We start from the raw sequence: 18,307 nt of genomic DNA on the forward strand, positions 1-18,307 counted from the left end.
TGAGTCCCTGTCGGGCCGGGGGTCCGGGGGTTGTCTCCCGGAGGGTGCTGCAACGGGCGGTGAGTCCCTGTCCGGCCGGATTCCGGAGGTTGCCTCCGAAGGGCGCTGCAACGGGCGGTGAGTGGTCGCCGTCGGGGTGCTGCACCGTTGTCGAGGGGCGTCCGGTGGGGCGTGGCAGGATGTGGCCATGCCCTCCTCCCACGCCTCGCCGCCTTCGCTCGCCGAGCTGAGTGAGCACCCGATCGTCCAGGCTCCGATGGCGGGCGGGGCCTCCTGTCCCGAACTGGTCGCCGCCGTGAGCGAGGCGGGCGGCCTGGGATCCCTCGCGGGCGGGTACAAGACGCCGGAGGCGATGTACGAGGAGATCCGACAGGTGCGGCGGCTGACCGCGCGCCCCTTCGGCGTCAACCTGTTCATGCCGCAGCCCCGCACCGCGGACCCGGCGGCGGTCGAGGTGTACCGCGAGCAGCTGGCGGGCGAAGCCGCCTGGTACGAGACGGAGTTGGGCGACACCGACGGCACCACGGACGACGCGTACGAGGCGAAGCTGGCCGTCCTGTACGAGCACCCCGTGCCGCTCGTCTCGTTCACCTTCGGCTGCCCGGCACCGCGCCCACTGGAGCGGCTGGCGCGGGCGGGCACCGTCACCGTCGTCACCGCGACCTCGGTCCCGGAGGCCGTGGCCGCGCAGGAGGCGGGCGCGCACGCGGTGTGCCTCCAGGGCGTGGAGGCGGGCGGCCACCACAGCACGCACCGGGACGAGCCGCAGGACGAACTGGGCAGCATCGGCGTCGGGCTGCTCTCGCTCGTCGCCCAGGCCAGGGAGGCGGTGCAGGTACCGCTGATCGCGGCCGGGGGTCTGATGCGGGGCGGACAGATCGCCGGGGTGCTCGCGGCGGGTGCGGCGGCCGCTCAGCTCGGTACGGCGTTCCTGGTCACCCCCGAGTCCGGAGCCCACCCGCTGCACAAGCGCGCCATGACCGATCCGACGTTCACCCGCACCGAGTTGACCCGCGCCTTCTCGGGGCGCCCGGCGCGCGGCCTGGTCAACCGCTTCCTGCGCGAGCACGGCCCGTACGCGCCCGCCGCATACCCGCAGGTCCACTATCTGACGGCCGGGCTGCGCAAGGCCGCCGCGGCGGCGAACGACCCGCAGGCGATGGCGCTGTGGGCGGGACAGGGACACCGGCTGGCCCGCGAACTGCCGGCCGGGCAGCTCGTGGAGGTACTCGTGGCCGAGCTCGCCGCCGCGCGCAAGGCGGACCGGTGAGCGCCCCCGTCTTCCTGGCCGGGCCGGAACTGCTGCGCTCCGGCACGGTCGTCCTCGAAGGAGCCGAGGGGCGGCACGCCGTCTCGGTGCGGCGGCTGCGGCCCGGCGAGGAAGTCGTCCTCACGGACGGGGCGGGCACCGGCGCCCGGGGCACCGTCACCGCCGCGGAGGGCAAGGACCGCCTGGAGATCGCCGTCCACGAGGTGCGTACCGAGCCGGAACCCAGCCCCTGGATCACCGTCGTCCAGGCACTGCCCAAGGGGGACAGGGGCGAGGTGGCGGTCGAGACGATGACGGAGACGGGCGTGGACGCCCTCGTCCCGTGGGCCGCTTCCCGCGCTGTCACCCGGTGGAAGGGCGAACGCGGCGCCAAGTCCCTGGCCAAGTGGCGCAGTACGGCGCGGGAGGCGGGCAAACAGGCCCGTCGGCTGCGGTTCCCCGAGGTGGGAGACCTGGCCGGCTCGCGCGAGGTCGCCCGGCTGCTGGAGGACGCCGACTTCGCGGCGGTGCTGCACGAGGAGGGCAGCGCCCCGCTGGCGACGGCGCCGCTGCCCGCCTCGGGGCGGATCGTGCTGGTGGTCGGTCCCGAGGGCGGCGTCGCACCGGAGGAGCTGGAGCTGTTCGCCGCGGGCGGCGCCTCCCCGTTCCGGCTGGGGCCCAGCGTGCTGCGCACCTCCACCGCGGGGACCGCCGCAGCGGCCGTACTGCTGGCGCGGACCGGCCGCTGGGGGTGAGGGGCGGCCCCGTGGCCGGCGGGCCCGGGACCTGGGCGCGAACCCCGGGAGGGCCGACCTGGCTCGGGTACCATCCGGGCATGGCTTCCAACGGAGAACCGCAGCCGGACTGCCTGTTCTGCAAGATCGTCGCGGGTGAGGTGCCCGCGACGCTGGTGCGGGAGACCGACACCACCGTCGCCTTCCGGGACATCAACCCGCAGGCGCCCACGCACGTGCTGGTGATCCCGAAGGCCCACTACCCGGACGCGGCCTCCCTGGCGGCCGCCGCCCCCGACGTGGCCGCCGACATACTGCGGGAGGCGGGCGAGGTCGCGGCGCAGGAGAAGATCACTCCCGCCGGCGGGGACGGCCCGGGCATCGGCTACCGCGTCGTCTTCAACACCGGGGCGGGCGCCGGACAGACGGTCTTCCACGCGCACGCGCACGTCCTGGGCGGCCGCGGGCTCGAATGGCCGCCCGGGTGACCCGCCGTGTCGGTGCGTGAACTGGTCGTCCTGGGCACCGCCAGCCAGGTGCCCACCCGCCACCGCAACCACAACGGGTACGTCCTTCTCTGGGACGGCGAGGGCATCCTGTTCGACCCCGGCGAGGGCACGCAGCGGCAGATGCTGCACACCTCGGTGGCGGCGCACGACCTCACCCGGATCTGCCTGACCCACCTGCACGGCGACCACGCCCTCGGGCTGCCGGGCGTCATCCAGCACATGAGCCTCGACGGGGTGCCGCACGAGGTGACGGCGCACTTCCCGGCGAGCGGACGCCCCTGGTTCGAGCGGCTGCGCCATGCCACGCCGTTCCACGACACGGTGGCGCTGCGCGAGGTACCGGTCGCCGGGCCCGGCGTGCTCGCGGGCGGCGAGGGCGAGCCGGAGCTGCCGTTCACGCTGGAGGCCAGGGAACTCTCGCACCGCATCGACGCGTTCGGCTACCGGCTGACCGAACCCGACGCCCGCCGGATGCTGCCCGAACGGCTCGCTCGGCGCGGCATCCGCGGCCCGGACGTGGGCCGTCTGCAACGCGAGGGGGAGCTGCGCGGGGTGCGCCTGGAAGAGGTGAGCGAGCCGCGCCGGGGGCAGCGGTTCGCCTTCGTCATGGACACCCGGCTGTGCGAGGGGGTGTACGAGCTGGCCGAGGGCTGCGATCTGCTCGTCATCGAGTCGACGTTCCTGCACGCCGACGCCGAACTGGCCGACGTGTCAGGGCATCTGACCGCTTTCCAGGCGGGGCGGGTGGCCGCCGAGGCGGGCGTGCGGCACCTGGTGCTGACGCACTTCTCGCAGCGTTACCCGGACACCGCGCTGTTCGCGGCCGAGGCGCGGGCCGCCGGGTTCGAGGGCGAGCTGACGGCGGCCGAGGACCTGATGCGGATCCCCGTGCCCAAGCGGCGCTGACCGGCCCGACTGCGGGCCGCCGCACGCGTCACCCGCCCATGACCTGCATGAACCGTTCCATGCCGATGTTGCCGCCCGAGAGGATCACGCCCACCCTCCTGGGCAGGGGATCGACGCGGTCGGCGATCAGCGCGGCCAGCCCGCAGGCACCGGCGGGCTCCACCAGCATCTTGAGCCGTTCGAGGACGAACCGCATGGCCGTGCGCAGCTCCTCCTCGCTCACCACCAGCACCCCCTCCAGCAGCCGGCGGTTGACCGGAAACGTCAGCGCACCCGGCGTGGTGGCGGTCAGCGCGTCGGCGATGGTGTGCGGTACCTCCACGGACACCCGCTCGTCGGCCGCCAGGGAGCGGGCGGTGTCGTCGCCCGCCTCGGGTTCGGCACCCAGCACGCGCAGGCGCGGGTACAGCCCCTTGGCGGCGGTGGCGCACCCGGCCGCCAGCCCGCCCCCGCCCACCGGGACGAGCAGCGCGTCCAGCTCGCCCACCTCGTCGAGCAGCTCCAGCGCTGCGGTGCCCTGAGCTTCCATGGTGCGCGGATGGTCATAGGGCGGAATGAGGGTCAGCCCGCGGTCGGCGGCGATCGCCTCGCCGATGGCCTCCCTGCTTTCGGTGTAGCGGTCGTAGGTGACGATCTCCGCCCCGTACCCGGCTGTCGCGTCGCGCTTCGCGGTGGGGGCGTCGGCCGGCATGACGATGACGGCGCTGGTACCGAACTCACGGGCGGCCAGCGCGACGGCCTGCGCGTGGTTGCCCGACGAGTACGCGACCACACCGTGCTCCCGCTGCCGCGGCGTGAGCTGCACCATCCAGTTGTAGGCGCCGCGGAACTTGAAGGCGCCCGCCCGCTGCAGGTTCTCGCACTTGAGGAACACCTCGGCACCGACCAGCCGGTCGAGCGTGCGGGAGCGGACGACCGGAGTGCGGTGGACCGCGCCGTCGATGCGGGCGGCGGCCGCGCGCACGTCGTCGAGCGAGAGCGCGGGTGCGGTGGTCTCTTCGGTCACTCCGCGAACCTATCCCAGCTCTCCGGCAGACCCCGAGGCCGGTGGAGGTTCCGCGGACGCCGGTCGGTTCAAAAACCCAGTCGGCGTAGCTGCTTGGGGTCCCGCTGCCAGTCCTTGGCGACCTTGACGTGCAGATCGAGGTAGACGGGCGTGCCCAGCAGCGCCTCGATGTGGCGGCGGGAGGTGGAGCCGACCTCCTTGAGCCGCTTGCCCTTCGGGCCGATGACGATGCCCTTCTGGCTGGGCCGCTCCAGGAAGATGTTGGCGTGCACGTCCAGCAGCGGGCGGTCGGCGGGGCGGCCCTCGCGGGGCACCATCTCCTCGACCACCACGGCGATCGAGTGCGGCAGCTCGTCCCGTACGCCCTCCAGGGCGGCCTCGCGGATCAGCTCGCCGACCATGACCTGCTCCGGCTCGTCCGTCAGGTCGCCGTCCGGGTACAGCGGCGGGCCCTGGGGCAGCAGCGGCACCAGCAGGTCGGCCAGCAGCTCGACCTGGGTGCCCTCGGTGCCGGAGACCGGGACGACATGGGCCCACTCGATGCCCAGCTCCTTGCCGAGCTGGTCGACGGCCAGCAGCTGCTCGGCGAGGGCCTTGTTGCTGACCAGGTCGGTCTTGGTGACGACGGCGACCTTCGGGGTCCGCTTGCGCACCCCGGCCAGCTCGCCGGCGATGAAGCGGTCACCCGGGCCGATCCGCTGGTCCGCGGGGACGCAGAAGCCGATGACGTCGACCTCGGCCCAGGTGGTGCGCACCACGTCGTTGAGGCGCTCGCCCAGCAGGGTGCGCGGCTTGTGCAGGCCGGGGGTGTCCACCAGGACGAGCTGGGCGTCGGGCCGGTGCACGATGCCGCGCACCGTGTGCCGGGTGGTCTGCGGCCGGGTGGAGGTGATCGCGACCTTCGTGCCCACCAGCGCGTTGGTCAGCGTCGACTTGCCCGCGTTGGGGCGGCCGACGAAGCAGGCGAAGCCCGACCGGTACGGGCCCTCGTCCGGAGCGTGGCCTGTGGTGGCGCCGGCGGCACCGGGGCCGGCGGAGGAAGCGTTCATACGCTCCATTGTCCCCGATGCCGCGACCCGCTCCGCCCCCGCCGTCGCTCGCCGTGCCGGTCCGGGGCAGGCGGCGTGGACGGGGACGCGTCCGGGAGGCCCGGGGTGTCAGCCGGCCGTCACGGTGGCACGGAGCGTGCCGTCGGGGCCGGCGAGCAGGACCGGCGTGGCCGGTCCGCCCAGGTCCCCTACGGCCGCCAGGTCCTCGTCGGGAACCTGTTCCGCCGCGGAGACGACCGCCGCGGCTTCCAACGACGTCGCCCCCGAGGCCACCGCCATCGCCACGGCCGTACGCAGCGCGGACAGCGTCAGCGACGGCAGCGCCACCGAGCCCGCGACGTAGGTCCGCCCGGTCTCGTCCCGTACGGCCGCACCCTCCGGGACGGCGTTACGGGCGCGGGTACTGCGCGCCAGCGTGACGATCTTGCGGTCCTCCGGGTCCAGCCCGTCCGTGCTCCGGTCACTCATGACGGCGAGCATAAGCGGTGCCCACGCACACCCGCGGCGTCCCCCCGCCACCTGGTGCAGCTCCGCGCGGCGCACCTCCGGCCGTGTCGACCGGCGCGGCTCCGCCACCACGCCGGGAGCGTTGCGCTCCCAGCTCACGGAGCGGGCGCGGTACCGGTCGTCGCAGCAGAAGTCGATGACGCGATTGTCCTGAAGGCCGATGCCCCTCACCGGCCGGGCCACCTCGCTCGTCCCGACCCTGCTGGAGGAGGGGCCCATGATGTGCGCCGGATACGGCATCCTGCTGGCGATCAGCCGATGGCAGCCCTCGCACAGCGGTCGTACTCGGACTCGGTCAGCGGCGGGCCCGGCCCGGACAGCACGTACAGGTGGTGGCGCTCGGCATGGTCGAACCGCAGCACCCGTGCGACCGCGTCCAGCACCTGCGGGGAGACGATGCTGCCGCGCCCTCGCTCCAGGGAACAGGACCTGGCGGTCGGCAGCAGTGGCGAAAGCTGTTGCGGAGGGTCACGCGGCGCCGATACCGAGGATGCAGGGGTGAGTTGGTAACGGAGTCGGACGGTACGGCCGTGCAGTGTGGCCCGCCGGTGTTCGACGCCGCGACAGCGAAGCGAGTGCGAGCACGGCTCAAGAAGCTAGAGGCAGGCGAACGCGCCGAACGGGCCGCACATCGCGGGATGGCGTTGTTGGCAGGACTGCAAAAGGCACGGTGGCCTGTCATCGCTGGGCAAGCCGCTCTGCAAGCGCGAGAGCGGACGGCTCCGTCTCTGCCGATGTGCTCGAAGCGGCGGCGCATGCAACGTTCCGCGACGAACACGGAGCCGAGGAGCTGTTCAGAGTCACTTCCGGCGGCGGGGTCGACCACCCGGCTGCGGGGCATTTCTGTGCCCTGCATCGACTACCCGAGATAGGGCGCCTGCCTGTCCCCGGTGAAGTGGGAAAGCCTCAGCCGCTGTGTGTGGTGTATCGGTAGTGCGTCGATGTCGGCGGGAGCGACGAACCGTAGTTCCGATGATTCACCAGAGATGGTCAATGATCCACCAGCGATACGGGCCGTGAAGCACACGTTGAACTGCCGCCTGACCTCCCCGTCGCTGTACGCGATGATGTGATGCGGGTCTGTGTACGTACCGACAAGACCGGTGATCTCAACGTCTAGCCCGGTCTCTTCCTTCACCTCGCGCACCGCCGCGTCGGGAAGGGATTCGGCCATGTCCATTCCGCCGCCGGGAAGTGCCCAGAGGCCGTTGTCTGTCCGCCGCTGCAAGAGAATACGCCCCTCTGCGTCCGTGACGACGGCTGAAGCCGCGACGACGAGGCTGTTGGGCTCCGGTGCGTTCGGGTCGTTGTAATACTCTGTGCGGCTCACTGGACACCTTCCTGTACCGGCTGTGCTGTGTCCCAGACGGTTTCGAAGCTCTGTGCGTAGCTGTCGAACATCCCGCCTTCGCTGTGCCGCCGAAGGTGCCACACAGGCGCCCCGTAGGCGTTCACACCCCACACGTGCGCGTTTACCAGCATCTGATCGTCTGCGCGATAGATCGAGTTGTAGAGCGTGGTCGAGTGCGTGCGGAGTTCAACCCCCGGCACGCTGAGCAATGGTCGGTAGTGCATGACGGCGAGACGACAGCGCGATTCGATCCCGTGCCCGAACCTCTCTTCCCGCCCGCGCTGTTGCACGTTCTCACTGTCCGCTTCCCCTACGGCGATGCGCACGGAGCACCCCTCGGCCACTCGCTCACGGAGAAGTTCATGGAGACGCGGGTACGCCTCATGCAGAAACACAGCGGCATACACGAGTACGTCAATCCGCTTTCGCGCCTGCGTCCAGAGGTCAACAAATGCGGAAACGGGAAGGTCTGCCCGCTGGTCGTACAGTGCGACGAGTTCAGGGCTCACCGCCCTTGCTGCACGCGCCTGCCTGAGCGCTGGCCAGAGTGCATGCACGTCTTCCCCTAGTGCTTCGGCTGCCTTGAGGGCAGTGATCCGCCTGGGCGTGCGGCCTGAATTGACCCAGCGTTCAACGCTCTTGGGATCAACCCCTGTCGCGTTGGCCAGGTCGATGTGAGCCCATCCCCCTGCCGCCATGACGGCCCGTAGGCGTTCGTTCTGCATGTTCAGTGTCACCCCGCACTCTGGACGTTGCCAGGGACGTTCTACCCCAGGCGGGACGTCCCGAAGTGGGGGAAGTACGAAGTTCCTTCGTCCCGCTCGCGCGCCGAAGAGTTGGCCATCAAGGACCTCCGCGACCGCGTAAACGGCCCGGGGGCGTGACCAATGCTTCTGAGGAGCCATGACGTGACCGACAACAGCCACGAGCGCGACCCCCGGGTAAGTCGGAACTGTGCCGACTGTGACTGGTACGGAATGCAGCTCGCCAAGGGTGACAGCGATCAGGTCACGGCTGATATTGCCGCGCTGTTCGAGCGGCACCTCCGCAGCGGCAGCCACACGCCGAAGACGGCGCGGAGCGTGCGGCCATGTGGCAGGTGAACACAGCGGCACGAGATGTCCGTACCGGCGCCACTGGCGTGGTCCGCGACATCACCGGGCCCGCTCCGCTGATCTACCGGCTTGAGGTGCGCACACCAGCCGGCCCGCCCGTCTCGCTCTGGCGATTTGGGGACGAGCTGAGGCCGTTACCGCCGTTCGTGGCCCCTGACGCGCCCGTGGACCCCCGGCACAGGGTTGATGTGGTGGAGGGTCGCATCTTCCTGGTCGATCCGTGCGGCCACCTGGTGCACACTCCGGACGGGCGCGCCCACTGGCCCAGTGAAGCGGTCGCGCAGGCCGTTGCCGACAGGAGGAACGGCGAGGTGCCGGAAGGAAGGTGAGCGGTGAGCGGGAACGGTGAGCAGGTCAACGGGTACGACGTCGTCTTCGGCGACGAGACCGTCAGCGCACCCGAGTCGGACGGTGGCCAGCAGAACGAGGACGGTGGCGAGTGAGCCCAGTGCCCGGCAGCGATTCGGTCTGCTGAGCAAGCGCGATCTGCCTGACGGGGCCGGATGGTCCGAGTGGTGCGGCAGGCACCCCAGGGGGCGGACGGTGTGGGTTGCCCGCAGGGGTTGGGCGTGACTCGACTGTGTCCGGGAGGGCAGCCGGTGGGTCTCACAGCGGCCCCGTCCGTGCGTTGCCCCCGTGGCGTGTGGGTGGGGCTTCCTGTTGTTCGGCGCAGGGGGTGGATGGTACCCACACCCTTTTCGCCGTCCGGGGCGCTCATGGCGCGAGCGTCCTTCCCGCTGGCCCGTGCCCGGCGCCCTCTTCGGTGTCGTCCACGGCCTGTCCACCGCCGCCGAGGAGGGCTTCACCCGCCCCGACGTGCCGACGGCGCCGCTGGCCGGGCTCGTGCTGCTGCGGGTGTTCGTCCGCGTCGAGGCCCGCAGTGCCGCATCGCTGCTGCCGCTGTGGCTGCTGCGCCACCCACCGTCGCCTTCGGCAACCTGGGCGGGCTGGCCACCGTTTCGATCATGACCGCCGTCGTCTTCCCGGTGACCCTCAACCTGCAAGACCTACTGGGCGTCTTGGCACTCGTCTCCGGTCTCGTCTTCGGGGTGCAGTGCCTCGCCTCGGTGCGGGTGGCGCCCTCGCGGCGAAGGTGGCCTGCAGTATCTGCGCCCCCGCGCCCACCCCCCCCTGGCCCCGACGGGGCAGGGCGTCCCGACTGCTGCCCTTCTGGGACTCGGTCAGGGCGCGGGGCCGTGGCTGGTGGTGGTGGCCGTCTCACTGGCAGGCGCGCTGCACCTGGTCGCCGTCGGCAGCTACGGGTGACCGCCACCTCCGGGCTGAGCGTCGCCGCCGACGCCCTCGCGCCGTCGGCCGTCAGTCGTCCTGTTCCGGCGGCACCGTCGGAGTGGGCGTCCGCCCCTTGGTGACCTCCGTGAGCCGTTTGCCCGCCGTCCTGGCCACGTCCGTGGTCAACTTCGCCTCGCCCTTGCCGGTGGAGAGGAGGGCCAGCCCGGTGGTGGACTGCTGGGAGCGGATCAGGACGAGGTCCAGGGTGAGCTGCTTCCCGTCCGCGCGCCCGCCCCGGGCGGTGCCCCGCAGACGTACGGCGGCGCTGTCCGCGCCCGTCCTCGGCCTCAGCTCGGAGGCGGTCCACTTGACGGTGACCGCGTTGTTCCGCGTGGTCACCTTGCGGCAACTGTCCCGTACGCTCTCGAAGGTGCTCAGCGCGCGCTTCGCGGTCCGGCCGCCGTCGTAGGAGGCGATCTCGTCGGCCAGGTAGGGCCCTGCCGCGCCCTTGCTGTAGTCGCGGGAGGCGTCGGTGCGCGCCTCCCGGCCGTCCAGGTCGCCGCCGAGCGCGTCGAACAGCTTCTTGCAGTTGCGGTCCTTGGTGTCGAGGTCGTCGGGCGCGTCACCCGCCGCCGTGGTGTCGTCCAGATCGGCGCTCTGGAAGCCCCTGGGCAGGTTGCCCTCGACCACGAGCGCCGCCCGGGCCTGCTGTTCGCTGAGCGGGCCCTGGGCCTCGGACGGCGAACCGGTGGGCGTGGCACCCGATTTGGTGGGGCTGCTCGGCGAGGGCGAGTCGCCACCGGAGTCGGACCCGCTGTCGCTGCCGCACCCGGCGGAGGTGAACAGCACGGCGGCGGACAGCAGGCCGACGAGCGGGGCGGAGCGGCGAACACGTCGCATGACGGGCCCTTTCGACGGTGGGGTTCCCCCCTACCGCACCAGCCGGTGCGGCGCACCGCCAGACCGCTGCACCTGAACGGGTGACCCGGGTGCCGGAAGTTCAGCGGCTGCCCAGGCGCAGCCGCTCCCAGCGGGGCAGCCCGGCCACGACCAGGTCGTAGGAGTCCTCGACCAGCTCCCGTACGGTACGGTCCGGCAGGCTGCCGTCGAGGACGACCGTGTTCCAGTGCCGCTTGTTCAGGTGCCATCCGGGGCGCACCGCCGGGTGCGCCTCCCGCAGCCGCAAGGCGATCTCCGGCTCGCTCTTGAGGCTGACGGTGAGCGGGCTCCCGTCCAGCGCGGAGAGCGCGAAGATCTTCCCTGCGACCTTGAACGTGGACAGCCCCGGGTTCGCGGGGAAGGGGAAGTCCTCCCAGGCCCCGTTCTGTTCCAGACAGCAGGCCTTGAGCTCGTCCGGTGTCATGGCCTCAGCCTAGGCAGGGGGTAGGACACCGGCTTCCCGCGCCGCCGGGCCGTCGCGGGAGGGCTCAGCTCTCACCGACCGCCGTGCTCTGCTCCCCGTCGGTCATCACCGGTTCGCGCACCGCCTCGACCAGCACCGTGACGATCTTGTTGCGGCGCCCGGCGGGGGACTCGGCCGTGAGGCGCAGGCCCGTCAGCGTCGGGTCGGAGTGGTCCTCGGTGACGTCGACGACGGTGCTGGCGCCCGCGATCGGGACCCGGCCCAGCGACTTGGCCAGCAGCCCGCCGACCGTCTCCACGTCCTCGTCGTCCCAGCCGGTGAGGCCGTACAGCTCGCCCAGGTCGGCGATGTCGAGGCGCGCGGTGACGCGGTGGCGGCCCTCGCCCAGGTCCTCCACGGGCGGCAGCTCGCGGTCGTACTCGTCGGTGATCTCCCCGACGATCTCCTCCAGGATGTCCTCGATGGTGACGATCCCGGCCGTGCTGCCGTACTCGTCGATGACGACGGCCACGTGGATCCGGTCCTGCTGCATCTCGCGCAGCAGGTCACCCGCGTTCTTGGTGTCCGGCACGAAGGTGGCCGAGCGCATCGCGGTGGAGACCAGTTCGCTCTCCGCGTCGCGGCTGATGTGCACCTTCCGTGCCAGGTCCTTGAGGTAGACGATGCCGACGACATCGTCCTCGTTCTCCCCGACCACCGGGATCCGGGAGAAGCCGGAGCGCAGTGCCAGCGTCAGCGCCTGCCGGATGGTCTTGAACCGCTCGATGGTGATCAGGTCGGTGCGCGGCACCATCACCTCACGCACCAGGCGGTCGCCGAGCTGGAAGACGGAGTGCACCATCTTCCGCTCCTCCGCCTCGATCAGCGACTCCTGCTCCGCCAGGTCGACCATGGCGCGCAGCTCTGCCTCGCTGGCGAACGGGCCCTTGCGGAAGCCCTTGCCCGGCGTGAGCGCGTTGCCCAGCAGGATCAGCAACTGCGGTACGGGGCCCAGGATGCGGGCCAGCGGCAGCAGCACGTACGCGGATGCCGTGGCCGTGTTGAGGGGATGCTGGCGCCCGATGGTGCGCGGCGAGACACCGATGGCGACGTAGGAGACGAAGACCATCACTCCTATGGCCACGGCCAGCGCCTGCCAGGTGCCCTCCAGCGCCCGCAGGCAGGCGTACGTCACCAGCGCACCCGCCGCCACCTCGCAGGCCACCCGCAGCAGCAGGGCCAGGTTGAGGTAGCGCGTCGGGTCGGCCGCGACGGCCGCCAGCTTCTCGCTGCCGCGCCGCCCCTGGCGGACCGCCTCCTCGGCGCGGTAGCTGGTCGTACGCGCCAGCCCCGCCTCCGCGCACGCGGCCGACCACGCCACGATCACCAGCAGCACGACGGCTGCGATCAGCGGCGTGCTCACGAGGTGGTGGTCGGGGCCGGGGACGGGCCGGTCATGCCCTGCTCGGCACGCCAGCCGTCCACGATCGCGGACTGCAGCCCGAACATCTCGGTCCGCTCACCGGGCTCCTCGTGGTCGTAGCCGAGCAGGTGCAGCACCCCGTGGACGGTGAGCAGTTGCAGCTCCTCGTCCATGGAGTGCCCGGTCGGCGCCTCCGCGCCCTGCTTCGTGGCGACCTGGGGACACAGCACGATGTCCCCGAGGAGCCCCTGCGGGGGCTCCTCCTCGTCCCGGGAGGGCGGGCGCAGCTCGTCCATCGGGAAGGACATCACGTCGGTGGGTCCCGGCAGGTCCATCCACTGCAGGTGCAACTGCTCGATGGTCTCGGCGTCGACGCAGATCACCGACATCTCCGAGAGCGGATGGATACGCATCCGGGCCAGCGCGTAGCGGGCGATGTCGAGCAGCGCCTGCTCGTCGACCTGGTGCCCTGACTCGTTGTTGACGTCGATCGACATGGTGCGGGTCGACTACTTCCTCTTGCCGTTGTGCCGCCTGGGCGGCGGGGCGTCGCCCTCGGCCTCGCGGGCGCTGTCGTAACGCTCGTACGCGTCGACGATACGGCCCACCAGCTTGTGCCGGACCACGTCGGTGCTGGTCAGCTCCGAGAAGTGGACGTCCTCGACCCCCTGCAGGATCTCCTGCACCTGGCGCAGCCCGCTCTTCGTACCGCCGGGCAGGTCCACCTGCGTCACGTCACCGGTGATCACGATCTTGGATTCGAAGCCGAGCCGGGTGAGGAACATCTTCATCTGCTCGGGGCTGGTGTTCTGCGCCTCGTCGAGAATGATGAACGCGTCGTTGAGGGTACGGCCGCGCATGTAGGCCAGCGGCGCCACCTCGATGGTGCCCGCCGCCATCAGCCGGGGGATCGAGTCCGGGTCCAGCATGTCGTGCAGCGCATCGTACAGCGGCCGCAGGTACGGGTCGATCTTCTCGTAGAGCGTGCCCGGCAGGTAGCCGAGCCGCTCCCCGGCCTCCACGGCAGGACGGGTCAGGATGATCCGGGTGACCTGCTTGGCCTGGAGCGCCTGCACCGCCTTGGCCATCGCCAGGTACGTCTTGCCGGTGCCGGCCGGGCCGATACCGAAGACGACGGTGTGCTTGTCGATGGCGTCGACGTACCGCTTCTGGTTGAGCGTCTTGGGACGGATCGTGCGGCCGCGGTTGGAGAGGATGTTCTGGGTGAGCACCTCGGCGGGCGTCTCGTCGGCGCGGCCCGTCCCGTTCTCCTGCGCGCGGAGCATGGAGATGGAGCGCTCCACCGCGTCCTCCGTCATCGGCTGGCCGGTGCGCAGCACCAGCATCATCTCGTCGAAAAGGCGCTGGACGAGCGCCACCTCCGCCGCATCACCGGTAGCCCTGATCTCGTTCCCCCGCACGTGGATGTCCGTGTCGGGGAAGGCTTCCTCGATGACCCGCAGCAGAGAGTCTCCGGAACCCAGCACCGTGACCATGGGGTGCTTGGGAGGCACGGTGAAGCGGGCTGTCTCCTGCCCGGATCCGGCCTGGGATGGGGTTGTCTGCGTCATGGGCGGCCTCTGGGGCCTGCTCATCTCCCTCTGCGCCGTAGTTCTCTACCCGTCCCAGGGTACGACGGCCGTCCCCGCGGCCTCACCGCAATTGTGGGCGCCCCGCGCCGGCCCCCCGGCTCATCCCTCCGGCGGCCGGAAGCCCAGGGTCGGGACCGCCCGCCGCGGCGGGGCGGAGGCCGCGCAGCCCGCGAGGATGCGCTCCAGGAAGGCGTAGCGCGCACCGTGCGGCTCCCGGAAGCCCACCGTGCGCCACCAGGCGGCGATCTCCGGCCAGCCCGGCGCGGACAGCGAGCCACCGAACTCCTGCACGGACAGCGCGGCCGTCAGGCCCGCGAAGGCGAGCCGGTCGGCGAGCGGCCAGCCCGCCAGGCTGCCGGTGACGAAGCCCGCCACGAAGACGTCACCCGCGCCCGTGGTGTCCAGGGCCTCCACCGCGATGCCCGGCACGTGCACCGCCTCGCCGGTGGACCCGTCGACCGCGTACGCCCCCTCGGCACCCATCGTGACCACTGCCAGCGGTACGTGCTCGGCCAGCGCGTGCGCGGCGGCGCGCGGGCACTCGGTACCGGTGTAGCGCATCGCCTCGACCGCGTTCGGCAGGAACGCCTCGCACTGCGGCAGCTCGGCCAGCGCCGCCAGGTCCCAGCGGCCCGTCTCGTCCCAGCCGACGTCGGCGAAGACGCGGGCGCCGCGCCGTGCCGCCGCCGTGATCCACTCCTGCGGGTGCCCCGGCACCAGCGAGGAGACGCAGGCCGCGGCCGGCGGGGGGCACTCGGGGGCGTCCGGGTCGTAGGCACCGTCCGCCGCCTCGCCGGTGCCCCGGGGCGGGGCCGTGTCGCGCTGAGTGGCGCGCCCGTCACCCGCCGTCGTGGTCCGCGGCGGCGCCTCGTGCCCGTGCGAGATCATCGTGCGCTCGCCCTCGTACGCCATCGACACCGTGACCGGCGAGTGCCAGCCCGGCACCGTGTGCGACAGCGACAGGTCGATGCCCTCGCCGGTCTCCAGCTCCTCACGGCAGTAGTCCCCGTACATGTCGTCCCCGAACGCGGCGGCGAGCGAGGTGCGCAGCCCCAACCGGGCCAGCGCCGTCGCCATGTTGGCGATGCCGCCGGGGGAGGAGCCCATGCCCCGCGCCCAGGACTCGGTGCCGCGCACCGGCGCCGAGTCCAGCCCGGTGAAGACGATGTCCAAGAACACCGTCCCGGTCAGGTACACGTCCCAGCGCGGCCCGTCCGGCTCACGCACCCCCGCCAGTGGATCGAACAGCGGACGGGACAGGGCGGCCCGCGGTGCCTGCCACGGGTGCGGCGGCCCGGGCACCGGCGGCACCTGGGCCGGTGCCGACAGCGCCGGCGCGGCAGCCGGCTGGTCCCGCCCCGGGCGGCGGTGCACCTCCTCGGACGCCGGCCCCGCCCCGCGGCCGGGGGGCGTGGCCCCACCGCTCGCCTGACCCGGCATCGGTGCCCGCTGTGGGCCACCGGAAGCCGACGGGCCGGACTCGGGGCTCTCGCGCGTGCTCACCGTGCTCACCGTGCCTTCTCGGTCCGCTGTCTCCCCGTTCCGCCACGGCGCACACCACCCGCCACGGCGTCCTCCCGACGATAGTGCCCGCCCCACCCTCGGGGCCCGTGCCGGTGCCCGGGGCGCGCTCCCGGGCCGGGGCCGTGTCCCCGACGCCGCCGCCCCGCCTTCCGGGGCCGCCCCCGCCCGGTTCCCGGCGGGTTTTTACGTACTGTTGAATCTCCGCGCGTAGATGGGGCGTTGCGGGCGCTGTTACGTTCCCCGGGTTCCGTCCCCGCCCTCTCAGGAGCTGGTATGTCCCGTCGGTCCGTCCGTACCGTTCTGCCCCTCGTGGCTGTCGCAGCCCTCGCGGGGACGGCCTTCTTCGGGGTCGGTCAGGCCACCGCCGAGGCCGACAGGAGCACCGCGCCCCGCAGCGACAAGGAGGTCCCCAACCTCGACCAGGTGAAGACGAAGATCGAGGCGTACTACGGCGACATCGAGACCGAGGACGGCGAGCACTACGCCTCGCCGCAGGGCAACTACGCCCAGCAGACCCGCGGCATCGCGGCGAAGGCGCGCAAGAACCTGCGGGGGGACCTGGGGAAGTACGGGCACCGGGGCGGCGGCGGGCACCACGCCGGCAAGCCGGCCATCGTGCTGGACGTGGACGACACCACCTTGCTGACCTACAACTTCGAGCGCCGCATCGGCTACAACTTCAGCGAAAAGGCGCAGGACGACTACCTGCGTACCGAGAACATGGCTCCGGTCTTCGGCATGCGCAAGCTCGTCAACTGGGCGCACGAGAAGGGCGTCGCGGTCTTCTTGGTGACCGGGCGCGCCGAGTACCAGCGCGACTGGAGCGTGCGGAACCTCAAGAAGGCCGGGTACGACATCCCGGTCGACAAGAAGCACTTCTTCCTCAAGGACGAGAAGAACCCGCCGGACTACCTCGACTGCGGCAGCGACGACGACTGCACGACCGTCGAGTACAAGTCGGGCACCCGGGCGCACATCGAGGACCAGGGGTACGACATCCTCGCCAACTTCGGCGACCAGTACAGCGATCTGAAGGGCGGCCACGCCGCCCGCAGGGTCAAGCTGCCCAACCCGATGTACTACCTGCCCTGACGCGTTCGCCCGGGCAGGTGTCCGGGCCGGGGCGGGCGCAGCCGCCCGCCCCGGTCACGCTCCCTCTTTGAGGACCTTTCTCACCAGCGCGGACTGCGCCTCGGTGAGCTTGGGGTCGGCGAAGTGCGCGGTACCGGAGGTGCCGCCCTCGACGTCGAGCTCGTAGTGGAACCCGTCGGGCACCCCCATGGGGGCCTCGCTGAGGCCCTCGCGCAGTGCCCGGTCGGCCAGGGACGCGACCTCGTCGGCGTCGGGCCGTCCGGTGGTCTCCAGGGTGGCCCGGCGGGTGAGTCCGCCGAAGCCCCCCGTGCGAATGACGGTGATACGCATGCTTCCATCTTCCCGGCCGTCCGGCCGCGCGTTAAGGGCCGGTCGGGCGGCTTTACGAAGTCGTGGTCCTACGTGGTCATGCTCCCTCCACACCCACCTCGGACCAGCACTTGCGTACCGCCTCCAACTCGTCGCTGCCGTCGCCGTAGCGCGACTTGGCGGCCTCGGCGGTCGCCTTGGCGAAGGCGGCGAAGTCGGTGTCCGCCTGCAGGGTGCCGCCGGTGAGGGCGTCGTACCAGATCTGTCCGGCCCGCTCCCAGGCGTTGCCGCCCAGGTCCACGGCCAGCTTGTAGAAGGCGTGGTTGGGGATGCCGGAGTTGATGTGCACCCCGCCGTTGTCGGAGCTGGTGTTCACGTAGTCGTCCATGGTGGCCGGCTGCGGGTCCTTGCCCAGGACGTCGTCGTCGTACGCGGTGCCCGGGGCCTTCATCGAGCGCAGCGCCTCGCCCTCGACCTGGTCGGTGAACAGCCCCGAGCCGATCAGCCAGTCGGCCTCCTCGGAGCTCTGGCCGAGGCTGTGCTGCTTGATCAGGGAGCCGAAGACGTCGGAGATCGACTCGTTGAGCGCCCCGGACTGGCCGAGGTACTCCAGGTTGGCGGTGTACTGCGTCACACCGTGGGTCAGCTCGTGGCCGATGACGTCGACGGGCAGCGTGAAGTCGCGGAAGACCTCCCCGTCGCCGTCGCCGAAGACCATCTGGTCGCCGTCCCAGAAGGCGTTGTTGTACTCCTCGCCGTAGTGGACGCTGGCGGTCAGCGGCAGTCCGGCACCGTCGATGGACCAGCGGTCGTAGACGCCCAGATAGAGCTCGAAGGTGGCGCCCAGCGCGGCGTAGGCGCGGTTGACGGAGGCGTCCTGGGAGGGCGCGGCGCCCTCCTCGCGGACCTTGGTGCCGGGAAGCTGTTCGGTGTGCTGTGCGTCGTAGATGGTGCGCTGCGGCTTCCGCTCGGCGGGGTCGACGTCGGCCGCGGAGCGCGCCGCCGCGAGCAATCCGTGACGCACAGTGATGATCTGGCGTCGGGTGCGCTGGGTCGCGTCCACTTCGAGGGTGCGCCTGGCGGGCCGGGAGAAGAGATCGTCGCCGTGCCTCGATACCTGGTCGAGGAGGTGAGGCGGCACGATCGTGCAGAAGACGGGGTGGGTCTGCGGGGAGTGCGCGAGATGTACCTTCATGGAAAGCAATGTGGCACTGAGTCACCACCCTGTCACCACTCGCTGCCATGATTTCCCGCGAAACGGTGGTGAACGCGGCACTGAAACATCACTTTTGTGTCGTTCTCGTCGCTGCTCCGGGGTGTCCCGCATGGTGATACGCCTCTGTCGGCACAGCGGGCCTCCGTTATGATG

At 71.5% G+C, this 18,307-nt stretch carries 22 protein-coding genes; 8 read left to right on the forward strand and 14 right to left on the reverse strand.

The window, feature by feature from the left end; translation table 11 throughout:
* Positions 1–187 precede the first annotated feature (187 nt).
* The 4 genes from H297_RS0129880 (at position 188) to H297_RS0129895 (ending at position 3,398) form a co-directional block, all read left to right on the forward strand.
* Positions 188–1,270, forward strand: a complete 1,083-nt coding sequence (locus tag H297_RS0129880) for a nitronate monooxygenase (protein ID WP_027740047.1) — start codon at positions 188–190, stop codon at positions 1,268–1,270.
* Positions 1,267–2,004: a 16S rRNA (uracil(1498)-N(3))-methyltransferase gene (locus H297_RS0129885; RefSeq protein WP_027740048.1), complete on the forward strand. Its 738-nt coding sequence runs from the start codon at positions 1,267–1,269 to the stop codon at positions 2,002–2,004. The genes H297_RS0129880 and H297_RS0129885 overlap by 4 nt, the downstream gene beginning before the upstream one ends.
* Positions 2,005–2,084: 80 nt before the next feature.
* Complete coding sequence (locus tag H297_RS0129890; RefSeq protein WP_027740049.1) at positions 2,085–2,471, forward strand: histidine triad nucleotide-binding protein; 387 nt, start codon at positions 2,085–2,087, stop codon at positions 2,469–2,471.
* 6 nt (positions 2,472–2,477) lie between these two features.
* Complete coding sequence (locus tag H297_RS0129895; protein ID WP_027740050.1) at positions 2,478–3,398, forward strand: ribonuclease Z; 921 nt, start codon at positions 2,478–2,480, stop codon at positions 3,396–3,398.
* Positions 3,399–3,426: 28 nt separating this feature from the next.
* On the opposite strand, the gene H297_RS0129900 is transcribed toward H297_RS0129895, so the two are convergent.
* The 6 genes from H297_RS0129900 to H297_RS0129925 all read right to left on the reverse strand — a co-directional run bounded on the left by H297_RS0129900 (position 3,427) and on the right by H297_RS0129925 (position 8,036).
* Positions 3,427–4,404: a pyridoxal-phosphate dependent enzyme gene (locus H297_RS0129900; RefSeq protein WP_027740051.1), complete on the reverse strand. Its 978-nt coding sequence runs from the start codon at positions 4,402–4,404 to the stop codon at positions 3,427–3,429.
* Positions 4,405–4,472: 68 nt separating this feature from the next.
* A complete protein-coding gene (gene era, locus H297_RS0129905) occupies positions 4,473–5,462 on the reverse strand; it encodes a GTPase Era (protein ID WP_027740052.1) in 990 nt (329 codons plus the stop codon).
* A 99-nt stretch (positions 5,463–5,561) separates the two neighbouring features.
* On the reverse strand, positions 5,562–5,933 hold the full coding sequence (locus tag H297_RS0129910; protein ID WP_199787286.1) for a cytidine deaminase: 372 nt from the start codon (positions 5,931–5,933) through the stop codon (positions 5,562–5,564).
* 278 nt (positions 5,934–6,211) lie between these two features.
* Entirely contained in the window at positions 6,212–6,343 is a 132-nt protein-coding gene (locus H297_RS44675; RefSeq protein ID WP_486589724.1) for a hypothetical protein, read from the reverse strand.
* 476 nt (positions 6,344–6,819) lie between these two features.
* Positions 6,820–7,290 carry an NUDIX hydrolase gene (locus H297_RS0129920; protein WP_027740054.1) on the reverse strand — a complete coding sequence of 157 codons (471 nt, stop codon included), beginning with the start codon at positions 7,288–7,290 and terminating at the stop codon, positions 6,820–6,822.
* Complete coding sequence (locus H297_RS0129925; RefSeq protein ID WP_027740055.1) at positions 7,287–8,036, reverse strand: helix-turn-helix domain-containing protein; 750 nt, start codon at positions 8,034–8,036, stop codon at positions 7,287–7,289. Before H297_RS0129925 ends, H297_RS0129920 begins: the two co-directional genes overlap by 4 nt.
* 183 nt (positions 8,037–8,219) lie before the next feature.
* Here H297_RS0129925 and H297_RS43460 point away from each other — a divergent pair, with 183 nt between their 5' ends.
* From H297_RS43460 to H297_RS40590, 3 genes are all read left to right on the forward strand, one after another.
* Entirely contained in the window at positions 8,220–8,414 is a 195-nt protein-coding gene (locus tag H297_RS43460; protein WP_027740056.1) for a hypothetical protein, read from the forward strand.
* A complete protein-coding gene (locus H297_RS0129935) occupies positions 8,402–8,755 on the forward strand; it encodes a hypothetical protein (protein ID WP_078514822.1) in 354 nt (117 codons plus the stop codon). The genes H297_RS43460 and H297_RS0129935 overlap by 13 nt, the downstream gene beginning before the upstream one ends.
* A gap of 415 nt (positions 8,756–9,170) precedes the next feature.
* On the forward strand, positions 9,171–9,395 hold the full coding sequence (locus H297_RS40590; RefSeq protein WP_027740058.1) for a hypothetical protein: 225 nt from the start codon (positions 9,171–9,173) through the stop codon (positions 9,393–9,395).
* A 348-nt stretch (positions 9,396–9,743) separates the two neighbouring features.
* Here H297_RS40590 and H297_RS0129950 read toward each other — a convergent pair whose 3' ends face one another.
* From H297_RS0129950 to H297_RS0129975, 6 genes are all read right to left on the reverse strand, one after another.
* Positions 9,744–10,556 (reverse strand): hypothetical protein, encoded by an 813-nt coding sequence (locus H297_RS0129950; RefSeq protein WP_027740059.1) that lies wholly within the window; start codon positions 10,554–10,556, stop codon positions 9,744–9,746.
* A gap of 100 nt (positions 10,557–10,656) precedes the next feature.
* On the reverse strand, positions 10,657–11,019 hold the full coding sequence (locus tag H297_RS0129955; protein ID WP_027740060.1) for an MmcQ/YjbR family DNA-binding protein: 363 nt from the start codon (positions 11,017–11,019) through the stop codon (positions 10,657–10,659).
* A 64-nt stretch (positions 11,020–11,083) separates the two neighbouring features.
* The gene (locus tag H297_RS0129960) at positions 11,084–12,421 is read right to left on the reverse strand and encodes a hemolysin family protein (protein WP_027740061.1); all 1,338 of its coding nucleotides are present in this window, start codon (positions 12,419–12,421) and stop codon (positions 11,084–11,086) included.
* On the reverse strand, positions 12,418–12,918 hold the full coding sequence (gene ybeY / locus H297_RS0129965) for an rRNA maturation RNase YbeY (RefSeq protein WP_027740062.1): 501 nt from the start codon (positions 12,916–12,918) through the stop codon (positions 12,418–12,420). Before ybeY ends, H297_RS0129960 begins: the two co-directional genes overlap by 4 nt.
* Before the next feature lie 12 nt (positions 12,919–12,930).
* Positions 12,931–13,992, reverse strand: a complete 1,062-nt coding sequence (locus H297_RS0129970) for a PhoH family protein (RefSeq protein ID WP_027740063.1) — start codon at positions 13,990–13,992, stop codon at positions 12,931–12,933.
* A gap of 120 nt (positions 13,993–14,112) precedes the next feature.
* Entirely contained in the window at positions 14,113–15,525 is a 1,413-nt protein-coding gene (locus H297_RS0129975) for a carbohydrate kinase family protein (RefSeq protein WP_486589725.1), read from the reverse strand.
* 285 nt (positions 15,526–15,810) lie between these two features.
* Here H297_RS0129975 and H297_RS0129980 point away from each other — a divergent pair, with 285 nt between their 5' ends.
* On the forward strand, positions 15,811–16,629 hold the full coding sequence (locus H297_RS0129980) for an HAD family acid phosphatase (protein WP_027740065.1): 819 nt from the start codon (positions 15,811–15,813) through the stop codon (positions 16,627–16,629).
* Positions 16,630–16,683: 54 nt separating this feature from the next.
* Here the strand turns inward: H297_RS0129980 and H297_RS0129985 are convergent, their stop codons facing one another.
* Positions 16,684–16,959, reverse strand: coding sequence for a protealysin inhibitor emfourin (locus tag H297_RS0129985; protein WP_027740066.1), 276 nt, complete (start codon positions 16,957–16,959; stop codon positions 16,684–16,686).
* Positions 16,960–17,035: 76 nt separating this feature from the next.
* Complete coding sequence (locus tag H297_RS0129990) at positions 17,036–18,133, reverse strand: M4 family metallopeptidase (RefSeq protein WP_027740067.1); 1,098 nt, start codon at positions 18,131–18,133, stop codon at positions 17,036–17,038.
* Positions 18,134–18,307: the final 174 nt, after the last annotated feature.

This window comes from Streptomyces sp. CNT360, from assembly GCF_000424785.1.